This window comes from Acinetobacter sp. 789_lipA (assembly GCF_058242845.1).
Genome location: NZ_JBZAYS010000001.1, coordinates 3,243,183 through 3,262,235, shown reverse-complemented (window position 1 = coordinate 3,262,235; position 19,053 = coordinate 3,243,183). Strand labels below are relative to the sequence as shown.

Sequence of the window (19,053 nt, the reverse complement as noted above, 5' to 3'; positions counted from 1 at the left end):
GCTTACATTTTGTCCCATGCATCTTTAATCGCATGTTTGGCTTGTTCCCACTTTAAGCGTGATTCAGCCTTTAGTTCTTCCCATTTTACTTTTAGATCACTTTCTGAATCCTCAAATCGTGCATCAGTACCACGCTCATTTCGGGCATGCTGACCTAATTCATAGGCTGAACGAAGATCACGGTCATAATCCACATCAGGAAGTTCTCTTTGGATATCGCCGTAATATGGGCGGTTTGAATAATCTGTACGCCAATCATGCTTGATTGGGTTTTCGTCTTGATGGTCATTGATAGTCATAATGAACTCCAATTCTATCCAACTAAGAATTCAAAAAAAATTCATAGTTGGATTTAATTAATGAATGAGTTTAAGAATTTAATAATATTATTCAACATGAAAAACTATTATTTCTGTTGAGCGTGTTGGTCATTTTTCTGGTTTTGGTTCGGTTGTTTTTGCTGATTCGGATTTTTTTGTGGTTGGTCTGGTTGCTGTTGCTGTTGTTGCTGATCTGGCTTTTTTTGCGGTTGATTTGGCTGCTGCTGTTGCTGATTTTTCTGCTGTTGATTTTGATTAGTCATTTTACTGAACCTCATAAGATTAGAATTAATCTACATTAATTAATCAGTAGATTTATTATTAATATCATAATTTGTGTTTTAAAAAACATCAGAGGTGTTACATTTTAATTTTTGAGTTAAATTGTGTTTGTTTTAAAGGTTTAGGTGTTGATAATAAATGGAAATATATATTTTGTTTTTTACAAAAGGCTAACAATGTTAAATTTTATTCTTAATTCAGATTTATATCTTTTTGATTGGATTTGTGTTTGTAATTTATTGATTTTTTTGAATTTGAAAAAATAAAAATCTGTGTTGGATCAATGAAATAACGAAAGGAATAATAACGGTGCTTGTACTTTCAATAAATAAAGTTAAAAATTTTATAAATTAGATATAATGCTTTTTACTAATTTTAAACACCATAATTTTTTTAATTCCAATGAGTGTGATTTATATCACAGATTGTGAAATGTTTCTTTATTTCAAATATTATAATTATTTACTTAAATTTTTGTATTTTAAAATAAATAAACTAAAGGATTACATTTGTTAACGTTTCTTTTCAAAGTTGTTAATTAATTAAGTGCAAGTGTCAATTATGTTGGTATAAGTTATTTACCGCGAGAGAATTATAATGCCTACTGCAGTAAAAGAGAGAATTTTAAATTTAATAACCGATGCCCATCAGAAATATTTTGAAATAACACAATTTTTCTTAGATCCATCAGTGTCGCGTTCTGCAAAAGAGTTGAAAGCTTTTCATTTCCTAGAAAACGAAATACTTCATTTGGATAGTGATTTCTCTGATTTTCCTACTAATGTTGATCAATTGGCAGTCTGGATGCAGAAACAAAATAAAACACAATGCTTGCATTACAAAGAGTACTTAGAAAGGCGTGAAAATGGGAGTGCAAGGGAGTTTTTTGGAACTACAAGTAAAGCTTATGAGTTTTTATACAAAGTAGCACCGACCAAACGTGTAGACGGGGCTTGGCTTTATAGCTTTACACAGTACTGGAATGATCCAGCTTTTAGAGACTTTATACAGATATATGTTGAGGAGTTGGGGTTAGGTTCCAGTCAAAGTAACCATGTAAAACTTTTCAATAAATTACTTCTATCACTTGGTCTTCATCAATTTTCAATGAATTTGCCTGATGAATATTATCACCAGTCAGCAATACAATTAGCTTTAGCTTATGCTCCATCAGATTTTATACCCGAGATTGCAGGTTTTAATTTTGGATACGAACAACTACCACTTCATTTACTGATTACAAATTATGAACTTAAAGAGTTAGGTATTGATTCCAAATATTTTAACCTACACATTACAATTGATAACTTTGATAATGGGCATGCTCAATTAGCTACAAATGCGATTAAATGTTTAGCCAAACGCTACCCAAATCAATCCGAATTTATTCGTAAATTAAAGATAGGCTTTTTATTGAATAATCGGGGAGTTAGCTCAGTTCAAATAATAAAGAACCTAAATACTGAGCGAGTGGTTCTGGAAATTTTCAAGAACAAAGCTTTGGTTGGAAAGCACATGCATAATGAGAAATGCAAGTTTAATAATAAGTCTGTAAATTCATGGCTATCAGAAGAAGATCAGGTTGAGGAATTCATTAGTGAGCTAATAAAAATAGGATGGATTAAGCTTAACGAAGATCCAGAACATAGCCGATTTTGGAAGCTGATCAATGAAGAAGATGGGAAAATGTTTGGAGTTTTCTCTGCTGCAGAAAAAACTTTTATTTATGATTGGATTGCTGGTGCTAATTTAAGTAGACGCATTAATCCAGTAAATTCAGAATATATAAAAAACTTTATAGAACTAAATGATTTTAGTTATTTGTCAGAAAAAGAATTATCGCTGTTACAGCAGCAAATTCAGATATCTACAAATACTGGGCATAAAATTAGCAAATTGATGCCATATTTAGCTCCACATCAACATCACCAAGAGATTGGTTTATGGGCTACGCAAAAAGTAGTTGAGTATATTTTCCCATTCTTAGGCAGTAATTTTAAATAAGAGTAGGCTAACTTATTAATTTATACAGAATAGATGTAGTCTATGACAAATAGATTGCATCTAGCTATTTTTTACAAGTATGAAATGAAATACCTATGACTCAAACGGACATTGCGAAGGATTAGGGCTTTTTTGAAATTACTTACAAAGAAATAAAGAGTACGATCAAAGTCTAGCCGTACTCTTTATTTTACGATAATTTAAATAGCTTGCCATTGTTGCTTAACTTCTTCTGAATTTTTAATCAGAACTACTTTGTCATCTTTGACCTCACCAATCCATGCCGTTGGGATCAGATGATGCTGATCATTTTCATCACGCGTCAGTTTGAGTTGGCTATCACCTTCGAGATGATCAACTGTTCCGACTTTGGTACCACAAGAAGCAATTACATCTGAATGTTTTTTAATATCTTGAATATTTAAAGTACTCATTTCTTAAACCTCTTTTATAAACATTACAACACAGAAGCCTTTAAGCTACTGCTTATTTCATCATAATTGTTGGATTTTAAATAATCCTTACATGATGATTTTATAGATTCACATAAACCTACTATTTAGTTAACAATGAAACAAAAGAAATAAATAGTTAAATAATTACGAATAATTATCTTTTCATTACAATTTATCTATTTAACTAAACAGATTATTTCAATTATTATTTAAATAAACTCATTTGAATTAAAATTTTAAGAATGAATAGAAAAATATTTATAAAAGGCTCAACTTTAGACATATTAAATCGCTTTGAGCAGTATTCAGCTGAAGAAAAGCTAAGTCAACGTCCGATTGTGTTGAAACAGTTGATTCATTCTGTTGGACGATTGCCTGAACCTGCTTCGGGACAAACCTATCAACGCTGGCAAATTTTTGCCCAGATAGCTGGCTTTGACCTAAGTTTAGGAAAGCTTTTTGAGTCCCATTTTGATGCTTTAAGTATTTTGCATGAACTCGGTTATCAACATGAAATCAATGAGGAGACATGGGCTGTTTGGGCTGCCGATGGTGGACCCGTGCCGTTACAGGTCGAAAATGGGCTTTGTCATGGAATTAAGCCGTGGTGTTCAGGCGCTGAATTTATTCATAAAGCATTAATCAGTTTTAAAGATCAACAGGGGCAATCTCAGCTCTGCATTATTGACCTCAACCAATCATTGATCACCATTGATCTGGCTCACTGGCAAGCTATAGGCATGAAGGGAACACAGACCGCAAGAGTCAATTTTCAGGGGATAGCAGTCAAACTCATTGGTCATCCCAATGACTACCTTGATCGTGTTGGTTTTTGGCATGGTGCTGCGGGTGTTGCAGCTTGCTGGTACGGTGCCGCGGTACGGTTAGTGGATGAGCTACAACAAAGTTGCCTTAAAACCCCTAATCCTTTTAAGAAAATGTATTTAGGGCGGTTGGTAACTCGACTTGCTGTAACCCGACAATATTTCCAATATATCGCGCAACTGATTGATAGCCAACCCAAGCTTAGCCATGAACGGGATGTACGGATCTTGCGTGCGCAGGCAGAACAAAGCTGTTTGGAGGTTATTGAAGGGGTAGGAAAAGCGCTTGGAGCACGGCCTTTTTGTGAACAAGCAACTTTTGCCAGCCTAATGGCTGATTTACCTGTATTTATTCGGCAAAGTCATGCGGCATTCGATGATGAGCAAATTGCTGAACGATGTTTACAGGAGCAAATATCATGGCAGCTCTAAAACATGCTTTAGTCGAAGATCGTATTATTGAAGGGCAAGGGACCTCCCGAGAACAATGGCTGCATGCATTTGAGCAGCAGCCGCTTTCTCTACTCAATTTTAAAAAATTTCAATCTAAAAGAATCTTGATTGTCGCACCCCATCCAGATGATGAGATACTGGGGTGTGGCGGCTTGATGCAACAATTAATTATGTTGAATTGTCAGTTGGTGATCGTTGCCGTCAGTAATGGGACACAAAGCCATCCACATTCAACCAAATACAGCCCAGATCAATTAGATCAAATTCGCCCACAAGAAAGCTTAGCGGCTTTACAGTGTCTAGATATTTCTGAATATGTTCAACGTATTGCATTAAATTTACCAGACGGGCAGATTCATTTGCACAGGGAACATCTGTGGCAAGAATTAGACAAGTTGGTTAAAGCGGAAGATATTTTAATTTGTAGCTATGCACTGGATGGGCATCCAGATCATGAAGCGGTAGGAAAGACTGTACAGGCATTTGCTCTAGCTCATGACATATCATATTTACACGTGCTGATCTGGGCTTGGCATTGGGCGCGACCACTAGATCCGCGTATCCACTGGCAAAAGGCTAGAGCTTACAACTTAACTCAGGCCCAATTAATCAAAAAACGTCAGGCCATCATGCAGTTTAAGAGTCAGATTGAAGCTGATGAAAGTACAGGCAATGCTGCGATTTTATCTCCAGCAATCATCGAACGTTTGTTAATGCCTTGGGAGGTTTATCTTTGTGAATGATTCTAATCAATATTTCGAAGCCTTATATCATCACAATAATGACCCTTGGGGCTATGATTTACATTGGTATGAAGCTCGTAAAAGGCAGATTTGTTTGGCATTGCTTACTCAACAGCGTTATTCATCAGTGTTGGAAATCGGCTGTTCCAATGGCCATTTAAGTGTACATTTAGCCAAACGCGCTGATCAGCTTTTATGTCTAGATTTTTCTGAACATGCTGTTCATTGGGCCGCTAAACGTTTACAGAATTTGAAGCATGTGAGCGTTCAACACCAAAAAATTCCTGAATATTTTCCTGAACAGAAATTTGATCTGATTGTCATCAGTGAAGTGGCCTATTACTTATCAAGCAATGAACTGCATGAACTGATCGATCAGCTCCAAGACAGTTTAACGCCACAAGGTGAAATCCTGTGTTGTCACTGGCGTCACGCCATTCAGGATTTTGAACTAGATGCTTATCAAGTCCATCATTATTTAAAACAATCTTTGTTGTTCACTCATTATTTAAGTCTGAATGATCCAGATTTCACCATTGATATCTGGACGGTAAATCCTTCATCTTTGGCAAAACAACAGGGCTTAGTATGAAAATAGGTATTGTTATCCCAGCCCATAATGAGGAACAGAATTTATCCGCTTGTTTGCAGTCAATTAAACACGCTATACAGCATATAGGTCACGGTCAGGTCGAGATTCTAGTGGTTTTAGACAGTTGTACTGACCAGTCCCTCATGATTGTAAAGTCATATCAAATGAATTGGCTTGAATGTAATTTTGCTTGTGTGGGCAAGGCCAGAGACCTTGGCATTAGGCAGCTAATCGATCAAGGAGTTACATGGGTCGCTTGCACGGATGCTGATACAATTGTAGATCCAGATTGGTTACTATGCCAAATGCGACATCAGCCAACAGATGCTATTTGTGGAATCGTTATACTGGATGATCTTAGTCACTTATCAATACAACAACAGCAAAAATATCTGACGCATTATCAAGACATGATGGATCATCAACATATACATGGGGCGAATTTAAGCTTTAGTGCCGAAGCCTATATTCAGGCGGGAGGCTTTGAACCTATTCCTTGTCATGAGGATGTCTCATTAATTGAAAAATTTATTAAGCAATGTTGCAAAATCACTTGGAGCAATTTGGTTCGCGTCACCACTAGCAGTCGATTAAATGGACGTGCACCTGAAGGTTTATCGTACTTTTTAAAACATTTATAAAATTGACCTAATTCGAGAGAGAAAGTTAATCCACAGCTTTAGCGGGTGACATATATTATTCAGCTTTATAAATGAGCTATTTAATTCTGTCATCTTTACAAAATTTAAGTAAATTCATATCTTTGCCTAATTAAATTGAAAAGCTAAGAAGAAAAAGTGTTAAAAATAAATGCTTTAATTTTATTTGGATAAGTAATAATAAGTTATTGATATATATAAATTTTATTTTTGTAAAAAATACTGTTTTTAGATTGGTTTTGTGTATAATTTCGTCATAAAAGCCTCTGTGGATTTATAGAACTTCTCTATAGATTAGCAGGGGTTTTTCTATGGCGATTTATCCGAGATGGACGCTCTGAGTTAATTTGTGTGGATGGTATTAAATGATCCTTTTTTCCAGAACTGCTCTTATTGATCCTGAAATTCAATTAAGTGCTCAACGTCTTTCAACTCGTTTTAGCTTTTTCGGTCTTGGTTTCGCCACGGCTGCATGGGCGCCGCTGATTCCTTTTGCCCAGCAACGTTTACATTTTAATCATGCCGATTTTGGTTTGTTGCTATTATGCAGCGGCTTAGGTGCAATGCTAGCTATGCCTGCAACAGGTAAAATTGTTCAGCGTGTTGGTTGTCGTGTGCCGATCGGTTTCGCTTTACTCTTGCTTGCCGTTTTATTGCCAAGCCTAAGCTTATGGACCACGCCGTTAATGATGGCGATCACCTTATTCTTATTTGGTACAGCAGCAGGAAGTCTGGGCGTTGCACTCAATATTCAGGCCGTAGTGGTTGAGAAAAATAGCTTAAAATCATTGATGTCTGGCTTTCATGGTATGGCGAGTCTAGGCGGATTAGCTGGGGTACTGACGATTACTGCATTGCTTGCTTTAAGTATTTCGGCTGTTATGAGCGCATTTGCTGTGAGTTTACTGTTGGTAATTATTATTTTTCTTTCAGTGCCATACAGCATAAAAGCTGTAGAAAATACCAGTCTTGAAGCATCTTCGAAAGTGAAAAAGTCGATACGCCAGCGCCTGCCACAACCTTTGATTATATTAATTGGTATTGCCTGCTTCATCATTTTCATGGTGGAAGGCGCGGCGATGGACTGGAGTGGTATTTATTTAACGCAACAATATGGAGTTAATACCACTTTTGCGGGATTGGCGTATACCTTCTTCGCGATTGCCATGACCACAGGACGTTTTACGGGGCATTATCTGATCCGTTATTTTGGTGAAAAAAAGCTTTTAACCTATAGCGCGATTTGTGCAACTTTAGGTTTAGCTTTGGTCAGTATCGCGCCTTATTGGTGGCTGGTTTTAGTGGGTTATACACTGGTTGGGACAGGTTGTTCTAACATCGTCCCGATCATGTTTTCCCGTGCTGGACGTCAGACGGTGATGCCGAGCGCAGTTGCATTGTCTTGTGTTTCGACCATGGCTTATACGGGTATTCTGGTTGGACCTGCTTTCATTGGAATGGTGAGTGAGCTGATTGGCCTAAGTACAGTGTTTATGGCACTATCGGGTCTATTATTATTGATTGTGGCTTTAAATCGGTTTACTTATGTGAAATAAGCATCATAGTGAATTGAACTGGCAATATCTGGATACTGCCAGTTCCTTACAAATCGAAGTACTATAAATTTTGATAAATAGGGTTAACGTTACGCATTCCCAGGAATCTGAAATCCTGCATAGCGGTTTTGTTCTGTAAGTCGTTAAGAAATGCATTGCGCCAGTCATTAATATCAAAATCTTTTAAACCTTTCATTAGTTGTTTGTAGCGTGAAATACGTTCTTGTCGTGGCATTTCCAGTGCTGTTTTTAAAACATCGACCATTGCCGTTTTATCGGTAGGATCAACCAGTAGTGCTTCTGACATATGCTCTGCAGCACCTGCATATTTGGATAGAATAAGTACACCAGGATTTGATGGATTTTGCGCGGCAATATATTCTTTCGCGACCAGATTCATCCCGTCTCGTATTGAACTGATCCAGCACACATCGGCTTGACGATAGATTTGCATCAAATGATGATGTTTTATTGCATCATAAATACATTCCACGGGTTGCCACTCTTCCTTTGCAAATTCCTGATTAATCATCTCGATCTTAATCTTGAAACGCTCAAATAAACGTTGATAAGCTGGAACTTCCAAACGACATGGGCAAGCAATTTGTAAATGTTGAATATGCTGCTGATACTCAGGATATTTCTCTAAGAACTCTGCATAGGACAAAAAGCGTTCCAGTAAACCTTTTGAATAATCAATCCGATCTACGCCGATAATGGTTTTTGCAGCATTCAGCTCTACTGGACGGGTAAGGAAGTCTTGTACATCAATAAACTTATGGGCCGCTTTTTGAATCGCTGTTGGATTTACACCAATTGGGTAGCATTTAATTATGGTTAAACGTTGATGGTAGCTTAACAAAGTTTGTTGAATTTTCTGTGCGTTCAATAAAGATGTGCATACTTGCATACACACTTTTTGATCTTTATCTGTTTGTAGACCCACCACATCGTATTGGCATAGATCCTCAATCAATTGTTGAGCACATGGAATTTTTTGCCAGATAAATAAAGGTGCAAAAGGAATGTGCAGGAAAAATCCAATTTTATTCTGCATACCGAGTTCACGGCAATATTTCGCCACACTTAAAAAATGATAATCATGAACCCAAATGGTATCGTCTGGATCTGCAATTTCGGCAAGTTTTTGAGCGAATAAAGAATTTACTTTTTGATATCCTTCGTATTCTGATGTTTTAAACTCAATCAGGTCTGAACGATAATGCATGGCAGGCCAAAGTGAATTATTGGCAAACCCTGCATAATAATCTGAATATTGAGAATTTGTTAAAGGACAGGTGACATAATCAACTTTATCCTTCCGAAAAATATTAAAATGTACTTCCTCTTGCTTATGAACTCGTTCGCCATTCCATCCGAGCCATACACCACCAATATCATCTAATGCATCTTGTATAGCGACTGCAAGCCCACCTGCGGTAGTTTTTTGCCCGTTGGGAATAGTGACTCGATTCGATAAAATAATTAATTTAGACATGTTTTCTCTCCATCTAAGTTGTTGTTACCCTTAAAATTGTTATCATGGCTTCGAATATGGTCTAAAAATAATTCTAAGAAATCATATACTTGCTTTGTGTCTTTAAGCTGATATTTGGCATGGGTAAGCCCTTGACCGACTTTGATTGAGATGCCATCTTCCAACTGATTCACAAAATAAAAACCATCTTCGTCCGTAACGTCATCACCAATGAAAATTGGTGTGTAAACCTCATACTGGTTTAAATGAGCTAAAACTTCCTTGATTGCCAAGCCTTTATTGGCTTGAACGGGTATTAATTCATAAACGAATTTCCCTTGAATTAATCTTAGGTTGGGGAATATCTTTTGAGCTTCTAACATTATTTTTTTTGCTATATCTTCGAGCTCTGGAGCTTTCCTATAATGCAACGCAATTGATGATTTCTTGTTTTCAATCAGTAAACTTGGATAGGCGATACATGCTCGAGCTAAAATTTTGTAAATATTTGAAATTTCTAAGAAACTCTTTGGTGTATGTAATTTTTTTTCATTTCCTATATATATTTCTAATCCATGCAATGCGGCAATTGGAAGATCAATGGATTCAAATAATTTACGTGCAGAATCAATATCTCGTCCAGTCACAGCTATAACAGGAATCTTCTTTGAAATAATTTGTCTTAAAATATTTAAAGTCTTAGTCGGAATATAACTATCGATAGGATTTAATTGAAAATCAGATAAAGTGCCATCTATATCTAAAAATAGACATGGCTTATTGTAATTTGAGCTAAGCTTATCTCTTAAAGAGTTCAAGTATTCTAGTTTTGAAATTGATTTATCTATTATGTCTCTCAATTTTTAATATCTCATATTGCGATTATATTTTATTATAGATCGATATTTTTTTTATAATACTTAAGTTGTCAATAAGCAAACACAAGCAGAACGTAATTTACATTAGTAACGCTTAGAATACATCGTAAATCTTTCTTACATGTTTAATAAGAATTCATTTTTTATATTTATTATGTCTTTGTTACACAAAGACATATAAGTTGAAGTCGCTTTATTGCATAAATTTCTTCTTGAAGGTTTTTTCAATAATATAAATTCCAAATGAAGAAGCCTGTACCTAAAATCTATCGTACAATGAATTGGTCCACCAATAACCGAGCCTAATAAATCGAGGAAATATCTCGATTGGATTTGATCTTACAACTTAATGGTAGCCTCCTCCCAAAGGTAAACATGGTCGAAATTAAACTTATTTGAACACATCTATCCAATGTTGTTTTAATGATCAAATCCTTATTTCATCTAATGTAAACCAAAAAGTAAAATCAAATTTTCCCATATTATTAACTTATTATTCCTTAAATGTCTCATTCAAAGCATTTTGCACTGCGTCCACACGTGTTTTACAGGCTTTGTATGCCACCATAGACTCTTCAACGATTTTCATTAAATTATCAATGTCGGGCTCTTCCTGTGACTCCAATAGCTCGGCATTCTTTTTAAGGACTCCATAGCCTTCCTTGAAAGAGAGTTCTTTTTTACTCATTACCAATTACCTTCATTACATTTGCTTGAATGGTACCATCCTGTAATTCGACCTGGATGTTATCACCTGAAATCTGTTGAATAGAGCGAATAGCTTTCCCTTCACTACGAACTATTCCATAGCCTTTAGCCAGCACGTTTCGCGGATTCTGGATTAGGGTTTCACGCATCAGCGATTCGACTTGATTCGTTGCCAGTTTGATCTGTTGCTGGGCTAAGTAATGTAGGATGCTTCGCATCAAATCTACGCTCTTATTTGCTTCATTAATTTGCCCATGCGCAAGCGTCTTAATCACTCTCATGTATTGATCATTTTGGCTTTGGTACGTCGTGATTTGATGTTGGGATAATAGCTTAATGGTTTGGAATGAATCTAAGACACCCTGAGTCCGTTCAGCGATAAGATTACGAATACCACCAATTACCTTACTTGGTGTGTCAAATGAACGGTTTGCAACTTCATCCAATATCGTACGGTCTTTCTCGTGACCAATACCGACCCAAATCGGAACGGTTCGTTTGGCCAACAATGCTGCCAGTTCGAAATCATTTAAATAGGCAAGGTCGTTCACAGCACCGCCACCACGGATAATCACGATGAGATCGGGTGGCGTATTGAAATCAGTAGCCCATTGTCTCAGACCATTACTTAGAGAAGTGATGATACTCTGTGCTGCCGTGTTCCCTTGAAATGTGGCTGAATAGTATTTGAAATGACATACACCAGATTTTTCTAAAGCATCAGCATCTTTTTTGAAGTCACCTAAACCTGCCGCATTCTCAGGAGCAATTACCAGGACATTCTGAATATCAAACGGAGTAGGAATGAGCTTATTTTTATTTAACAGACCTTCAGTGGTTAGTCTTTCTAATATTTGTTGATAACGCCGTGCAATGTCTCCAAGGGTATAGCTTGAATCAATATCTTCAACATTAACTGAAAAGCCATACTGTGGATCAAACTTGGCTCTGACTTTTACCAGGACATTTAAATCTTTTGAAAGCTCTACACCGCTTTCCCTTTCAAACTTAAGCACCATTTTTTGAGCTGTAAATTTCCAGATGGTTCCTTTACAACTCGCTATAACTTTGTCGGTACTTTCATCCTTTTCAGCTAACTCAAGATAGTAATGTCCGCCCTTAATATTTAGATTACGGATCTCAGCTTTCACCCATACAGGCTCATTGAAAGTAATTTGAATGACTTCCTGTACGGTTGATAGATAATCACTGAGAGAAAACTGAGGTTCAGACATTAGATCAATTATTTGAAGTGCTTAGATGAATAGTATTAAAGCAAAGCCAGAAGTGCAAATTGAGAATATGCTCACTTGACCCTGATCAAGGTATATGGCATATTTCTGCTATAGTGGACGTACATATGGAAATTCACTTAATTACCGTAAAAAGCTCATCATTTGATGGGCTTTTTTTGTTGCTAGATAATTTGGAATAAAATGTGAATGAGGTCTCAATATAAACCAAGTATATTAGTTGGTATTAAGTTCTCTATGATAGTTAATATCAGTTTATACCTGCACCTTCCCCAAGTTGCAGGTTTTTTTTCTTCATTTTTTATTCGATTAATGATTTAATTATTTTGTTGTAAATAAAAACAACGATTCCTTGTTTCGGCGCAAAAGACCAAGGGGAAAGCCTTACAGAAATGTAGGGCTTTTTTAATAGGAGCTTAACTTAAATCGTATTGGTATAAATTTTAATTTTTTATCAGATGCTTAGTCGATAAAGTGCGTTCAAATAATTGCGCTTTTTTGTTGTGATATATTTTAATCATTACTTACAACAAGAAGAATAGAAATGAATATTTATATCGGTGGTGATTTAGATGGCAGGGTAATAGTGCTTGATAAACCATGTTTTAATGCTAAAAAAGTAAACAAGACAAAAGCAGCAAACTACATTAAGCAAATGTATGTCATACATGGTGACGTCTATTATTTTTGGCGTGATGCTGAGCTTAAATTATTGGAAGTTACTCAACGTATAGAGATCTTACTGGCAAAGACTAAGCGAAAATCTATTTAACTGTCCCTGATAGTAAGTTTTTTATTGTCTTTATCCGTAAAAGAAATTAGTTTAAATTGAACCAATTGTTAAAATAATTATGAGAACGGAAAAAATGAATAGAAAATTTGAACTACATGTGATTAGCCAGATCTATGACTTTTTAGTTGAAAGAGAGGCGTTTACCTCACTAAACCTTGATCGGAAAGTTACGGAGTTTTTTCGGGAAGTACATGTAGGGCGAGAAGAAGATTTTACAATTCTTGAATCAAATAAAATCTCAGGAAACTTTGGTGAAGTTTCCTATATCAATTTATTGAATGTCCCTAATTTCAACGATAAAGATAAATTTCTGAAATGGGCACATAAAGCTTTAAATTTATAAGTTGTAATAAATCAGTGTAATTTAATAGGAATTGTTTCATTGTTTAACAAATTCAATTACATAAATAATAATGTGGTTACATTATGAACAGTAATTCATCATAAGGCGGTTAGATAAATACAAATCACAGTGATATGTTTGAATCAAAAGTTCTACATGGATGGAATTAAAGATGAAATTCTTAACTTTGGTGAGCATAGGTGCGGTAGCAACTTTCTGTTTATTGTTAAAGAGTCACACTACTGAAAATTCATTTCATTCAAACTTCGATAAAGTTGTTCGAAATGCTGTCTTACAGGGATTCATATAAATATAGATGCCTAAGACATATACTTTTTAGGTACTTAAAGGAGGAATAAGATGATCAGATTATTAATGTGTATATTTGGCCTTCATGGTGCTAGAGAGATTGATTACACAAATGACCATAAAGAAATTTGTGTATGCCGAGAGTGCTTGAAGAAATTTAAAAGTCCTCATGATTAGGTATAATTTCTTTTTATAAAAAGACTGCCTAAAAAATCTGAGCATATAACCTCAATTTGGACAACCGAGCAGGATATTTTCTTAATTGAAAATAGTGTTATGGCGATTGAGGAGCTTATCAATCATCTGCCTTTTACTGAAGATGAAATTATTAAGCGCAAAGAGGTACTAGGTCTCACTAGAAGACATAGACAGATGCGTAAACTTTTAAGCAATCCATCTTAAGAGAGTTCTAAGCCTCTATTTTTTTAAATGGATCAGACATAAAAGACCCTGTTCGATATCTATTATTCGCGGAGGTTTTTTCTCTCTTATGAAATGTTGTTATAAAACTTTATACACTTAATCAACGTCACAGTTACTTTTATAAAACCTCTTACATGTCTATCCCTAGAATTTGTGATAATTGTTTGCATTTAGAGTCAAATGCATTCTTAATGACTAGAGCATTAAATAGAACAATAGAAGGAGATGGATATGACCTCGCAAGAAGTACTCGTATTTTCAGCCTCAGCATTTGGTCTCACATTACTCATTTATGAGTTTGGACAGATGTCCATGATGTTTAGTTAAACCACCTTCGGGTGGTTTTTTATTGCAAGATATAACTACATCACAATATGGATAGAATATGTAAACTGGTTAAATTTTAGTGTAATTGTGAATTTACAATATTTACTGGAAGTTTCATTTACGTAACAAACGAGTAATTAATTATTGATTATGTATTCACATAATAGTTTAGGTATGATTTATATAAAGGAAATTATCATGCCACAATATCTAGCTTTGGCTGAAAAAGTCATAAAAGACATTAAGGATGAGGTTGGTATTGAAAGGGATCAAAAAGGCCTTTTCACATTGATAATCCTCAAAGTTAGAGAGTATACCCACTCAAGTAATTTAAAAGTTGATCATGAAATTTGTGCGACCATTTTTGATGATGAGAATAAAATTGAGGGTATTAAAAGGTTGGATTTAACCCTAATTCCTCGAATCTCAAATGAAGATGAGTTTCTGTTATGGTTAGCAGGTTTCATACAACATATTACTATTGATGAGAGTAAGAAAGACCAGATTCCACTATCTATAGTTATGAAGGGCTTTGTTGCACAAAGATTTAAAAAATAAAATACCCCTAAGTGACTCAAATTTAAGGCACAACTCGGGTGTGTGGTCTGCCTAATTCTGTAAATTTATTTAATATGGCTACGCGTGCATGGATCTCATTCACTTGGCTTTCAAAATTCCTAGCACTGAGTTTATCGCCTAATAACTTGATGCAATGCATCTTAGTTTCAACCAAACTTCGCCGATGATAGCCTGACCATTTTTTCCATAGTGTCCTGCCTAAACGTTTAATTGTTCGAAGTAATTCATTTCGCTCTAGCGAGCTACTCTTTGTATCTTTCCATGGTTTCGCATTTTTTCTAGGTGGAATCACCGCATGCGCTTGCCGATCTGCAATGACCTGACGGCATTGCTTGGTGTCATAAGCTCCATCGGTATAAACAGAGTCAATCTGTTCATCTTGTGGAATCTGATCAAGCAAATCACCAAGTACCTGTGAATCACTGACATTATTGGTTGTGAGCTGAATAGCGCGTATTTACAGGGTTTTAGCATCTATAGCAATATGCAGTTTACGCCATTGCCGACGGTATTCAGGCTGATGTTTCTTACGCTTCCATTCGCCTTCACCTAAAAATTTTAAACCCGTAGTGTCGACGAGTAGGTGTAACCCATCACGACTTTTCTGATAGCTTATCGCAATATCAATATGCTTTTGTCGTCTACAGAGGGTGGAGTAATCTGGTGCTGTCCAATTCAAGCCACTGAGTTTAATCAGGCTTTGAGCAAAGCCAGTGACCATACGCAAAGAAAGACGGAATAGAGATTTGATCATTAAACAGCATTGAATCGCTGTATCGGAATAAGTTTGATTTCGTCCGTGCTTGCCTTGTGGTTGTGCATACCATTGGGTATTCGGATCAAACCAGATTGAAATATTCCCTCGCTTGATTAAAGCTTAGTTATACGAGGACCAATTTGTTGTACGGTAGATTTTAGATGTAGGCTTCTTCATCTGGAAATTATATTGCTGAAGAAGCCTTCAAGAATAGCTTTGTGCAACAAAGCCAGTTAAAGCTACCAAAGCAGGCAAAGTGAGCTTTGGTCATCAACTGGTAGAAAAACTCAATATTGCCACAATTGCAGGTTTGCCTTTTGCTATTGCAATGTATTTTTGGGCAAATCGTTTGATTCCCGTACCATTTGATGGACGTGCGGATTGGGAAGTCCATAGCCTGTTTATTGCATGGTTACTCACTCTTATTTATGCAATTTTCCGACCATTGATGAAAGCATGGCGGGAGATTTTAGCTTTTGCAGCCTTAGCTTGGTTACTACTTCCTATTTTAAATTTTTTCACAACAGATCGGCATTTAGGTGTCGCCATTCCATATGGCGCTTGGGTGTTAGTTAATATTGAAATCGGATTGATGCTTATTGGTCTATTATTATTATGGGCAACATTGGAAGTACAGAAAAAAATAAACACCCCTATACCAATAAAAAATCGGCTAAACGGATAGTCAATGATGAAATTTTTTAATTTCTCTGACATTGTAAAATATCGTTGGATGGTGTTTGGTCGTTGTTTTCTAGCAGCTGTGGGTGGATTTTTGATTGCTAGCATTTCGGTATCTTTAATTGCATTGAGTTCTGAGCAAAAAGCACTTGCAACCTACACAGGTTTAATCATCAGTTTTATCATGTGGTTATTAATCATTATTTATGTATTTAGTGTCAAAAGTTCGATTAAAGCATGGTGGGCTATCCTAATAATTTTAATGGTTATGGCTACGGTGAATTGGGGCTTAAAACAATGGATAGTTTAATGTTTGGTTTGTCGGTAATTACTGTTTTTGCGACCAATTTTATCGGTATGGCAAACCTTAATTTTGCGATGGATAAAGCTCACATACAATTAATCAAATGCAAGCCTTTCTGGCTACCTGTCACTTTCCTAAAGCCAGTGTATTTAAGAGTTATGGGATGGATTTTTCTAGCTGTAGTCTTGAAGCTAAGTATTCAAATATGGGGCTTTTCGATTGGATTGGCAGCATATTTTGGTGTATTGACGTTTGGGGTGGGAGTACTGGTTTTTTTACTCAGTTATCAACTAGCATGGGTTATCAGGCTAGTAGGTTTGGCTACAATACTATGCATATTTTATGTAGGAATAATAATTTATTATAAATCAAAATTGTAGCTGGTAATTGGAATGATGTGGTGTGCGTTTAAGAACACCACTCTTTCATATGTATACTTTATTTTAAAGTAGTTTATTAATATTCCCATTTATCAATCATATCAGCCCATGTTTGTAACATAGCCTTCCTGTCTTTCAGCCACTTGGCATGATCATAAGAGGCACGTGTTTTGTTGCCTTTGGCATGGGCAAGTTGTATTTCTACCCAATCAGTATTGAAATTTGCTTCATGTAATTCTGTCGATGCTGTAGCACGGAAGTCGTGCATAGAAATATGACCAATACCCAAATTATCTAAAGCAGAATTAAGGGTGTTCTTTCCGATCATGGAGATTCCATCATCGCCGGGAAAAATGTATTCACTGTTTGGGTAAAGAATAAATTGTTCCTTTAGAATTTCAATCAATTGACTTGATAAAGGAATTATATGAATACGATTCTTTTTCATATTTCTTTTGCCAGCTAAGACTTCTTCATTAGTTGCTCTAGGAATAATCCAAGTTTTATCTTCAAAATTAATAAATGTTTTTTTAGCTCTTCGTACTTCAATTGTGCGGAGCATGCTGTAAAGCAAAGTTAAGATAGAGTTTTTAGTGCTGGTACATCCTCCGTAACTTTTTATGGTTGGAAGAATGATTTTTTTATCTTCATCACTGAGTGGTTGGGCATGTTGAACATCAGGTCTATGGATATAACGTCTTAATGCATATGTGGGGTCGGTAGTTATTCGTTGGGTAATAATTCCATACTGCAGTACTTCAGCACAAATCTGTCGTACAAATGTTGCTTTCACTTCTCCAGTACCACGTCTACTTTTGCGTATGCGTGTAATAGTGTTGTCTATAATGGTTCTAATATCACTAGAATTGACATCCTTGATAGGGGTTTTTCCTATAACCGGATAAATGTCTTTAGAAAAATATCGAGTTCTATTCATAAACCAGTCTTTAGATTTTCCTGTTTTGTACTTCTCTAGATATTCTTCTGCGACATTTTTAAAGCTATCTGCATTTGATTGAATAGCAGCTGTACGCTCTTCTTTCTGAAATTGAATAGGATCAGTACCTTTAGCTAGCTTTTCTCGATACTCCATTGTTTTACTACGTGCATAAGCGAGACTAATTTCTGGGTATTGCCCGATGGTTAGCATTTTGGCAATATTTAAATAACGGTATCTATACCGCCAAAATTTGGCACCTGTGGGACGTATCTCAATGCATAAACCGGAATGATCTGCAACTCTATAAAGTTTTTCTTTAGGCTTTAATTGTTTGATTTTAAGATCGTTTAGCATGGTGTGTGAGTAACAAGTTTGTTAATTAGATTTACTCACGATCTTACTCACATTTTTTTGAAATGTCATTGCATGCTAGGTTATACAAGGTGAAAATAAAAAACCATGTAAAACAATATGTTGCTTTTGATTTCTGGAAAGGTGATATATAGTAATAAAGCAGTGAGGAATGATGTAATTCTAACCCTAATTAAATAAGTGTTTGTAATTTATTCATAGTTATTCACATATATTTGAAAAGAAAAAGGTCGCTCCATGAGCGGCCTTTTTTATTGAACTTTTTGATCTTTCTGACTGTGTGAATAAAAACAAAAGATAAGACGGAGACGTACCAGCGCATAAGGTATGAATGGATCATTTAAAAATTCATTACTCAGCTTCACTTTTTATAAAATATGTCTGGTTTAGGTTTAACTGAATGGTGTTTAGATTCGAACGATGACGTAGTTCAAGTATATAACGACCATAAAAAATGCAATTACCATTCTTTTGAGTGGTTTCTCTATTTTCAAAGTTTGATAACGTGCTCTACCAAGCGATGCGACTGTGTGAGATGGGTCAGTATTTTTCAGCATGCCTAAATTGGAATTGGCTGTTGATTTTTACTCTTACACGGTAGCTTTGCTGATGAAAATTAAGCTTAGGGATAAGACGAGAAT

21 protein-coding genes and 2 pseudogenes are annotated in these 19,053 nt (G+C 35.8%); 14 read left to right on the top strand and 9 right to left on the bottom strand.

The genetic code is table 11. From position 1 onward, the window contains the following. Positions 1-2 precede the first annotated feature (2 nt). Positions 3-299 carry a hypothetical protein gene (locus AC4CUZ_RS16095; RefSeq protein WP_004981674.1) on the bottom strand — a complete coding sequence of 99 codons (297 nt, stop codon included), beginning with the start codon at positions 297-299 and terminating at the stop codon, positions 3-5. A 107-nt stretch (positions 300-406) separates the two neighbouring features. Further along, on the bottom strand, positions 407-583 hold the full coding sequence (locus AC4CUZ_RS16090; protein ID WP_004986537.1) for a hypothetical protein: 177 nt from the start codon (positions 581-583) through the stop codon (positions 407-409). 616 nt (positions 584-1,199) lie between these two features. On the opposite strand from AC4CUZ_RS16090, the gene AC4CUZ_RS16085 reads away from it, so the two are divergent. Further along, entirely contained in the window at positions 1,200-2,606 is a 1,407-nt protein-coding gene (locus AC4CUZ_RS16085; protein WP_490747901.1) for an iron-containing redox enzyme family protein, read from the top strand. 200 nt (positions 2,607-2,806) lie between these two features. On the opposite strand, the gene AC4CUZ_RS16080 is transcribed toward AC4CUZ_RS16085, so the two are convergent. Next, positions 2,807-3,040: a DUF2171 domain-containing protein gene (locus AC4CUZ_RS16080; protein WP_004772208.1), complete on the bottom strand. Its 234-nt coding sequence runs from the start codon at positions 3,038-3,040 to the stop codon at positions 2,807-2,809. A gap of 263 nt (positions 3,041-3,303) precedes the next feature. Here AC4CUZ_RS16080 and AC4CUZ_RS16075 point away from each other — a divergent pair, with 263 nt between their 5' ends. The 5 genes from AC4CUZ_RS16075 to AC4CUZ_RS16055 all read left to right on the top strand — a co-directional run bounded on the left by AC4CUZ_RS16075 (position 3,304) and on the right by AC4CUZ_RS16055 (position 7,888). Further along, positions 3,304-4,317 carry an acyl-CoA/acyl-ACP dehydrogenase gene (locus AC4CUZ_RS16075; RefSeq protein WP_058951824.1) on the top strand — a complete coding sequence of 338 codons (1,014 nt, stop codon included), beginning with the start codon at positions 3,304-3,306 and terminating at the stop codon, positions 4,315-4,317. Then, positions 4,305-5,081, top strand: coding sequence for a PIG-L deacetylase family protein (locus AC4CUZ_RS16070; protein ID WP_078424967.1), 777 nt, complete (start codon positions 4,305-4,307; stop codon positions 5,079-5,081). The genes AC4CUZ_RS16075 and AC4CUZ_RS16070 overlap by 13 nt, the downstream gene beginning before the upstream one ends. After that, complete coding sequence (locus AC4CUZ_RS16065) at positions 5,074-5,673, top strand: class I SAM-dependent methyltransferase (RefSeq protein ID WP_125275127.1); 600 nt, start codon at positions 5,074-5,076, stop codon at positions 5,671-5,673. Before AC4CUZ_RS16070 ends, AC4CUZ_RS16065 begins: the two co-directional genes overlap by 8 nt. After that, a complete protein-coding gene (locus AC4CUZ_RS16060; protein WP_294166354.1) occupies positions 5,670-6,314 on the top strand; it encodes a glycosyltransferase family 2 protein in 645 nt (214 codons plus the stop codon). The genes AC4CUZ_RS16065 and AC4CUZ_RS16060 overlap by 4 nt, the downstream gene beginning before the upstream one ends. Before the next feature lie 383 nt (positions 6,315-6,697). Continuing rightward, entirely contained in the window at positions 6,698-7,888 is a 1,191-nt protein-coding gene (locus AC4CUZ_RS16055; protein WP_078424969.1) for an MFS transporter, read from the top strand. 61 nt (positions 7,889-7,949) lie between these two features. Here the strand turns inward: AC4CUZ_RS16055 and AC4CUZ_RS16050 are convergent, their stop codons facing one another. Together AC4CUZ_RS16050 and otsB are read right to left on the bottom strand one after the other, a co-directional pair. Beyond that, positions 7,950-9,386 carry a trehalose-6-phosphate synthase gene (locus tag AC4CUZ_RS16050; RefSeq protein ID WP_125274839.1) on the bottom strand — a complete coding sequence of 479 codons (1,437 nt, stop codon included), beginning with the start codon at positions 9,384-9,386 and terminating at the stop codon, positions 7,950-7,952. Then, positions 9,374-10,225: a trehalose-phosphatase gene (gene otsB / locus AC4CUZ_RS16045; protein WP_125274840.1), complete on the bottom strand. Its 852-nt coding sequence runs from the start codon at positions 10,223-10,225 to the stop codon at positions 9,374-9,376. Before otsB ends, AC4CUZ_RS16050 begins: the two co-directional genes overlap by 13 nt. Before the next feature lie 261 nt (positions 10,226-10,486). On the opposite strand from otsB, the pseudogene AC4CUZ_RS16040 reads away from it, so the two are divergent. Then, a pseudogene (locus AC4CUZ_RS16040) lies at positions 10,487-10,690 on the top strand (transposase); the annotation flags it as partial. Positions 10,691-10,736: 46 nt separating this feature from the next. On the opposite strand, the gene xseB reads toward AC4CUZ_RS16040, so the two are convergent. Together xseB and xseA are read right to left on the bottom strand one after the other, a co-directional pair. Further along, entirely contained in the window at positions 10,737-10,931 is a 195-nt protein-coding gene (gene xseB, locus AC4CUZ_RS16035; RefSeq protein WP_094148961.1) for an exodeoxyribonuclease VII small subunit, read from the bottom strand. Next, positions 10,924-12,186, bottom strand: a complete 1,263-nt coding sequence (gene xseA, locus AC4CUZ_RS16030; protein WP_094148960.1) for an exodeoxyribonuclease VII large subunit — start codon at positions 12,184-12,186, stop codon at positions 10,924-10,926. The genes xseB and xseA overlap by 8 nt, the downstream gene beginning before the upstream one ends. Before the next feature lie 562 nt (positions 12,187-12,748). Here xseA and AC4CUZ_RS16025 point away from each other — a divergent pair. The 4 genes from AC4CUZ_RS16025 to AC4CUZ_RS16010 all read left to right on the top strand — a co-directional run bounded on the left by AC4CUZ_RS16025 (position 12,749) and on the right by AC4CUZ_RS16010 (position 14,957). After that, a complete protein-coding gene (locus AC4CUZ_RS16025) occupies positions 12,749-12,976 on the top strand; it encodes a hypothetical protein (RefSeq protein ID WP_004984985.1) in 228 nt (75 codons plus the stop codon). A gap of 94 nt (positions 12,977-13,070) precedes the next feature. Continuing rightward, the gene (locus AC4CUZ_RS16020; RefSeq protein ID WP_004984984.1) at positions 13,071-13,340 is read left to right on the top strand and encodes a hypothetical protein; all 270 of its coding nucleotides are present in this window, start codon (positions 13,071-13,073) and stop codon (positions 13,338-13,340) included. A 501-nt stretch (positions 13,341-13,841) separates the two neighbouring features. Then, positions 13,842-14,051: an acyl-CoA thioesterase gene (locus AC4CUZ_RS16015; RefSeq protein ID WP_094148948.1), complete on the top strand. Its 210-nt coding sequence runs from the start codon at positions 13,842-13,844 to the stop codon at positions 14,049-14,051. A 546-nt stretch (positions 14,052-14,597) separates the two neighbouring features. Beyond that, positions 14,598-14,957, top strand: coding sequence for a hypothetical protein (locus AC4CUZ_RS16010; RefSeq protein WP_227556819.1), 360 nt, complete (start codon positions 14,598-14,600; stop codon positions 14,955-14,957). A 22-nt stretch (positions 14,958-14,979) separates the two neighbouring features. Here AC4CUZ_RS16010 and AC4CUZ_RS16005 read toward each other — a convergent pair. Beyond that, a pseudogene (locus AC4CUZ_RS16005) lies at positions 14,980-15,912 on the bottom strand (IS5 family transposase). A gap of 79 nt (positions 15,913-15,991) precedes the next feature. Between AC4CUZ_RS16005 and AC4CUZ_RS16000 the strand changes: the two are divergent. The 3 genes from AC4CUZ_RS16000 to AC4CUZ_RS15990 are packed head-to-tail and all read left to right on the top strand — an operon-like array spanning position 15,992 to position 17,100. Continuing rightward, positions 15,992-16,420: a hypothetical protein gene (locus AC4CUZ_RS16000; protein WP_094148950.1), complete on the top strand. Its 429-nt coding sequence runs from the start codon at positions 15,992-15,994 to the stop codon at positions 16,418-16,420. Positions 16,421-16,423: 3 nt separating this feature from the next. Next, positions 16,424-16,726: a hypothetical protein gene (locus AC4CUZ_RS15995; protein ID WP_125274842.1), complete on the top strand. Its 303-nt coding sequence runs from the start codon at positions 16,424-16,426 to the stop codon at positions 16,724-16,726. After that, the gene (locus tag AC4CUZ_RS15990) at positions 16,714-17,100 is read left to right on the top strand and encodes a DUF3325 domain-containing protein (RefSeq protein WP_151862434.1); all 387 of its coding nucleotides are present in this window, start codon (positions 16,714-16,716) and stop codon (positions 17,098-17,100) included. Before AC4CUZ_RS15995 ends, AC4CUZ_RS15990 begins: the two co-directional genes overlap by 13 nt. A 76-nt stretch (positions 17,101-17,176) precedes the next feature. On the opposite strand, the gene AC4CUZ_RS15985 is transcribed toward AC4CUZ_RS15990, so the two are convergent. Further along, positions 17,177-18,394 (bottom strand): tyrosine-type recombinase/integrase, encoded by a 1,218-nt coding sequence (locus AC4CUZ_RS15985; protein ID WP_094148954.1) that lies wholly within the window; start codon positions 18,392-18,394, stop codon positions 17,177-17,179. Between the last annotated feature and the right edge of the window lie 659 nt (positions 18,395-19,053).

Bases quoted from the DNA above. Each gene is read 5' to 3' on its own strand.
- AC4CUZ_RS16095 (WP_004981674.1), bottom strand. From the start codon at position 299: ATGACTATCAATGACCATCAAGACGAAAACCCAATCAAGCATGATTGG.
- AC4CUZ_RS16090 (WP_004986537.1), bottom strand. From the start codon at position 583: ATGACTAATCAAAATCAACAGCAGAAAAATCAGCAACAGCAGCAGCCA.
- AC4CUZ_RS16085 (WP_490747901.1), top strand. From the start codon at position 1,200: ATGCCTACTGCAGTAAAAGAGAGAATTTTAAATTTAATAACCGATGCC.
- AC4CUZ_RS16080 (WP_004772208.1), bottom strand. From the start codon at position 3,040: ATGAGTACTTTAAATATTCAAGATATTAAAAAACATTCAGATGTAATT.
- AC4CUZ_RS16075 (WP_058951824.1), top strand. From the start codon at position 3,304: ATGAATAGAAAAATATTTATAAAAGGCTCAACTTTAGACATATTAAAT.
- AC4CUZ_RS16070 (WP_078424967.1), top strand. From the start codon at position 4,305: ATGGCAGCTCTAAAACATGCTTTAGTCGAAGATCGTATTATTGAAGGG.
- AC4CUZ_RS16060 (WP_294166354.1), top strand. From the start codon at position 5,670: ATGAAAATAGGTATTGTTATCCCAGCCCATAATGAGGAACAGAATTTA.
- AC4CUZ_RS16055 (WP_078424969.1), top strand. From the start codon at position 6,698: ATGATCCTTTTTTCCAGAACTGCTCTTATTGATCCTGAAATTCAATTA.
- AC4CUZ_RS16050 (WP_125274839.1), bottom strand. From the start codon at position 9,386: ATGTCTAAATTAATTATTTTATCGAATCGAGTCACTATTCCCAACGGG.
- xseB (WP_094148961.1), bottom strand. From the start codon at position 10,931: ATGAGTAAAAAAGAACTCTCTTTCAAGGAAGGCTATGGAGTCCTTAAA.
- xseA (WP_094148960.1), bottom strand. From the start codon at position 12,186: ATGTCTGAACCTCAGTTTTCTCTCAGTGATTATCTATCAACCGTACAG.
- AC4CUZ_RS16025 (WP_004984985.1), top strand. From the start codon at position 12,749: ATGAATATTTATATCGGTGGTGATTTAGATGGCAGGGTAATAGTGCTT.
- AC4CUZ_RS16020 (WP_004984984.1), top strand. From the start codon at position 13,071: ATGAATAGAAAATTTGAACTACATGTGATTAGCCAGATCTATGACTTT.
- AC4CUZ_RS16010 (WP_227556819.1), top strand. From the start codon at position 14,598: ATGCCACAATATCTAGCTTTGGCTGAAAAAGTCATAAAAGACATTAAG.
- AC4CUZ_RS15995 (WP_125274842.1), top strand. From the start codon at position 16,424: ATGATGAAATTTTTTAATTTCTCTGACATTGTAAAATATCGTTGGATG.
- AC4CUZ_RS15990 (WP_151862434.1), top strand. From the start codon at position 16,714: ATGGATAGTTTAATGTTTGGTTTGTCGGTAATTACTGTTTTTGCGACC.
- AC4CUZ_RS15985 (WP_094148954.1), bottom strand. From the start codon at position 18,394: ATGCTAAACGATCTTAAAATCAAACAATTAAAGCCTAAAGAAAAACTT.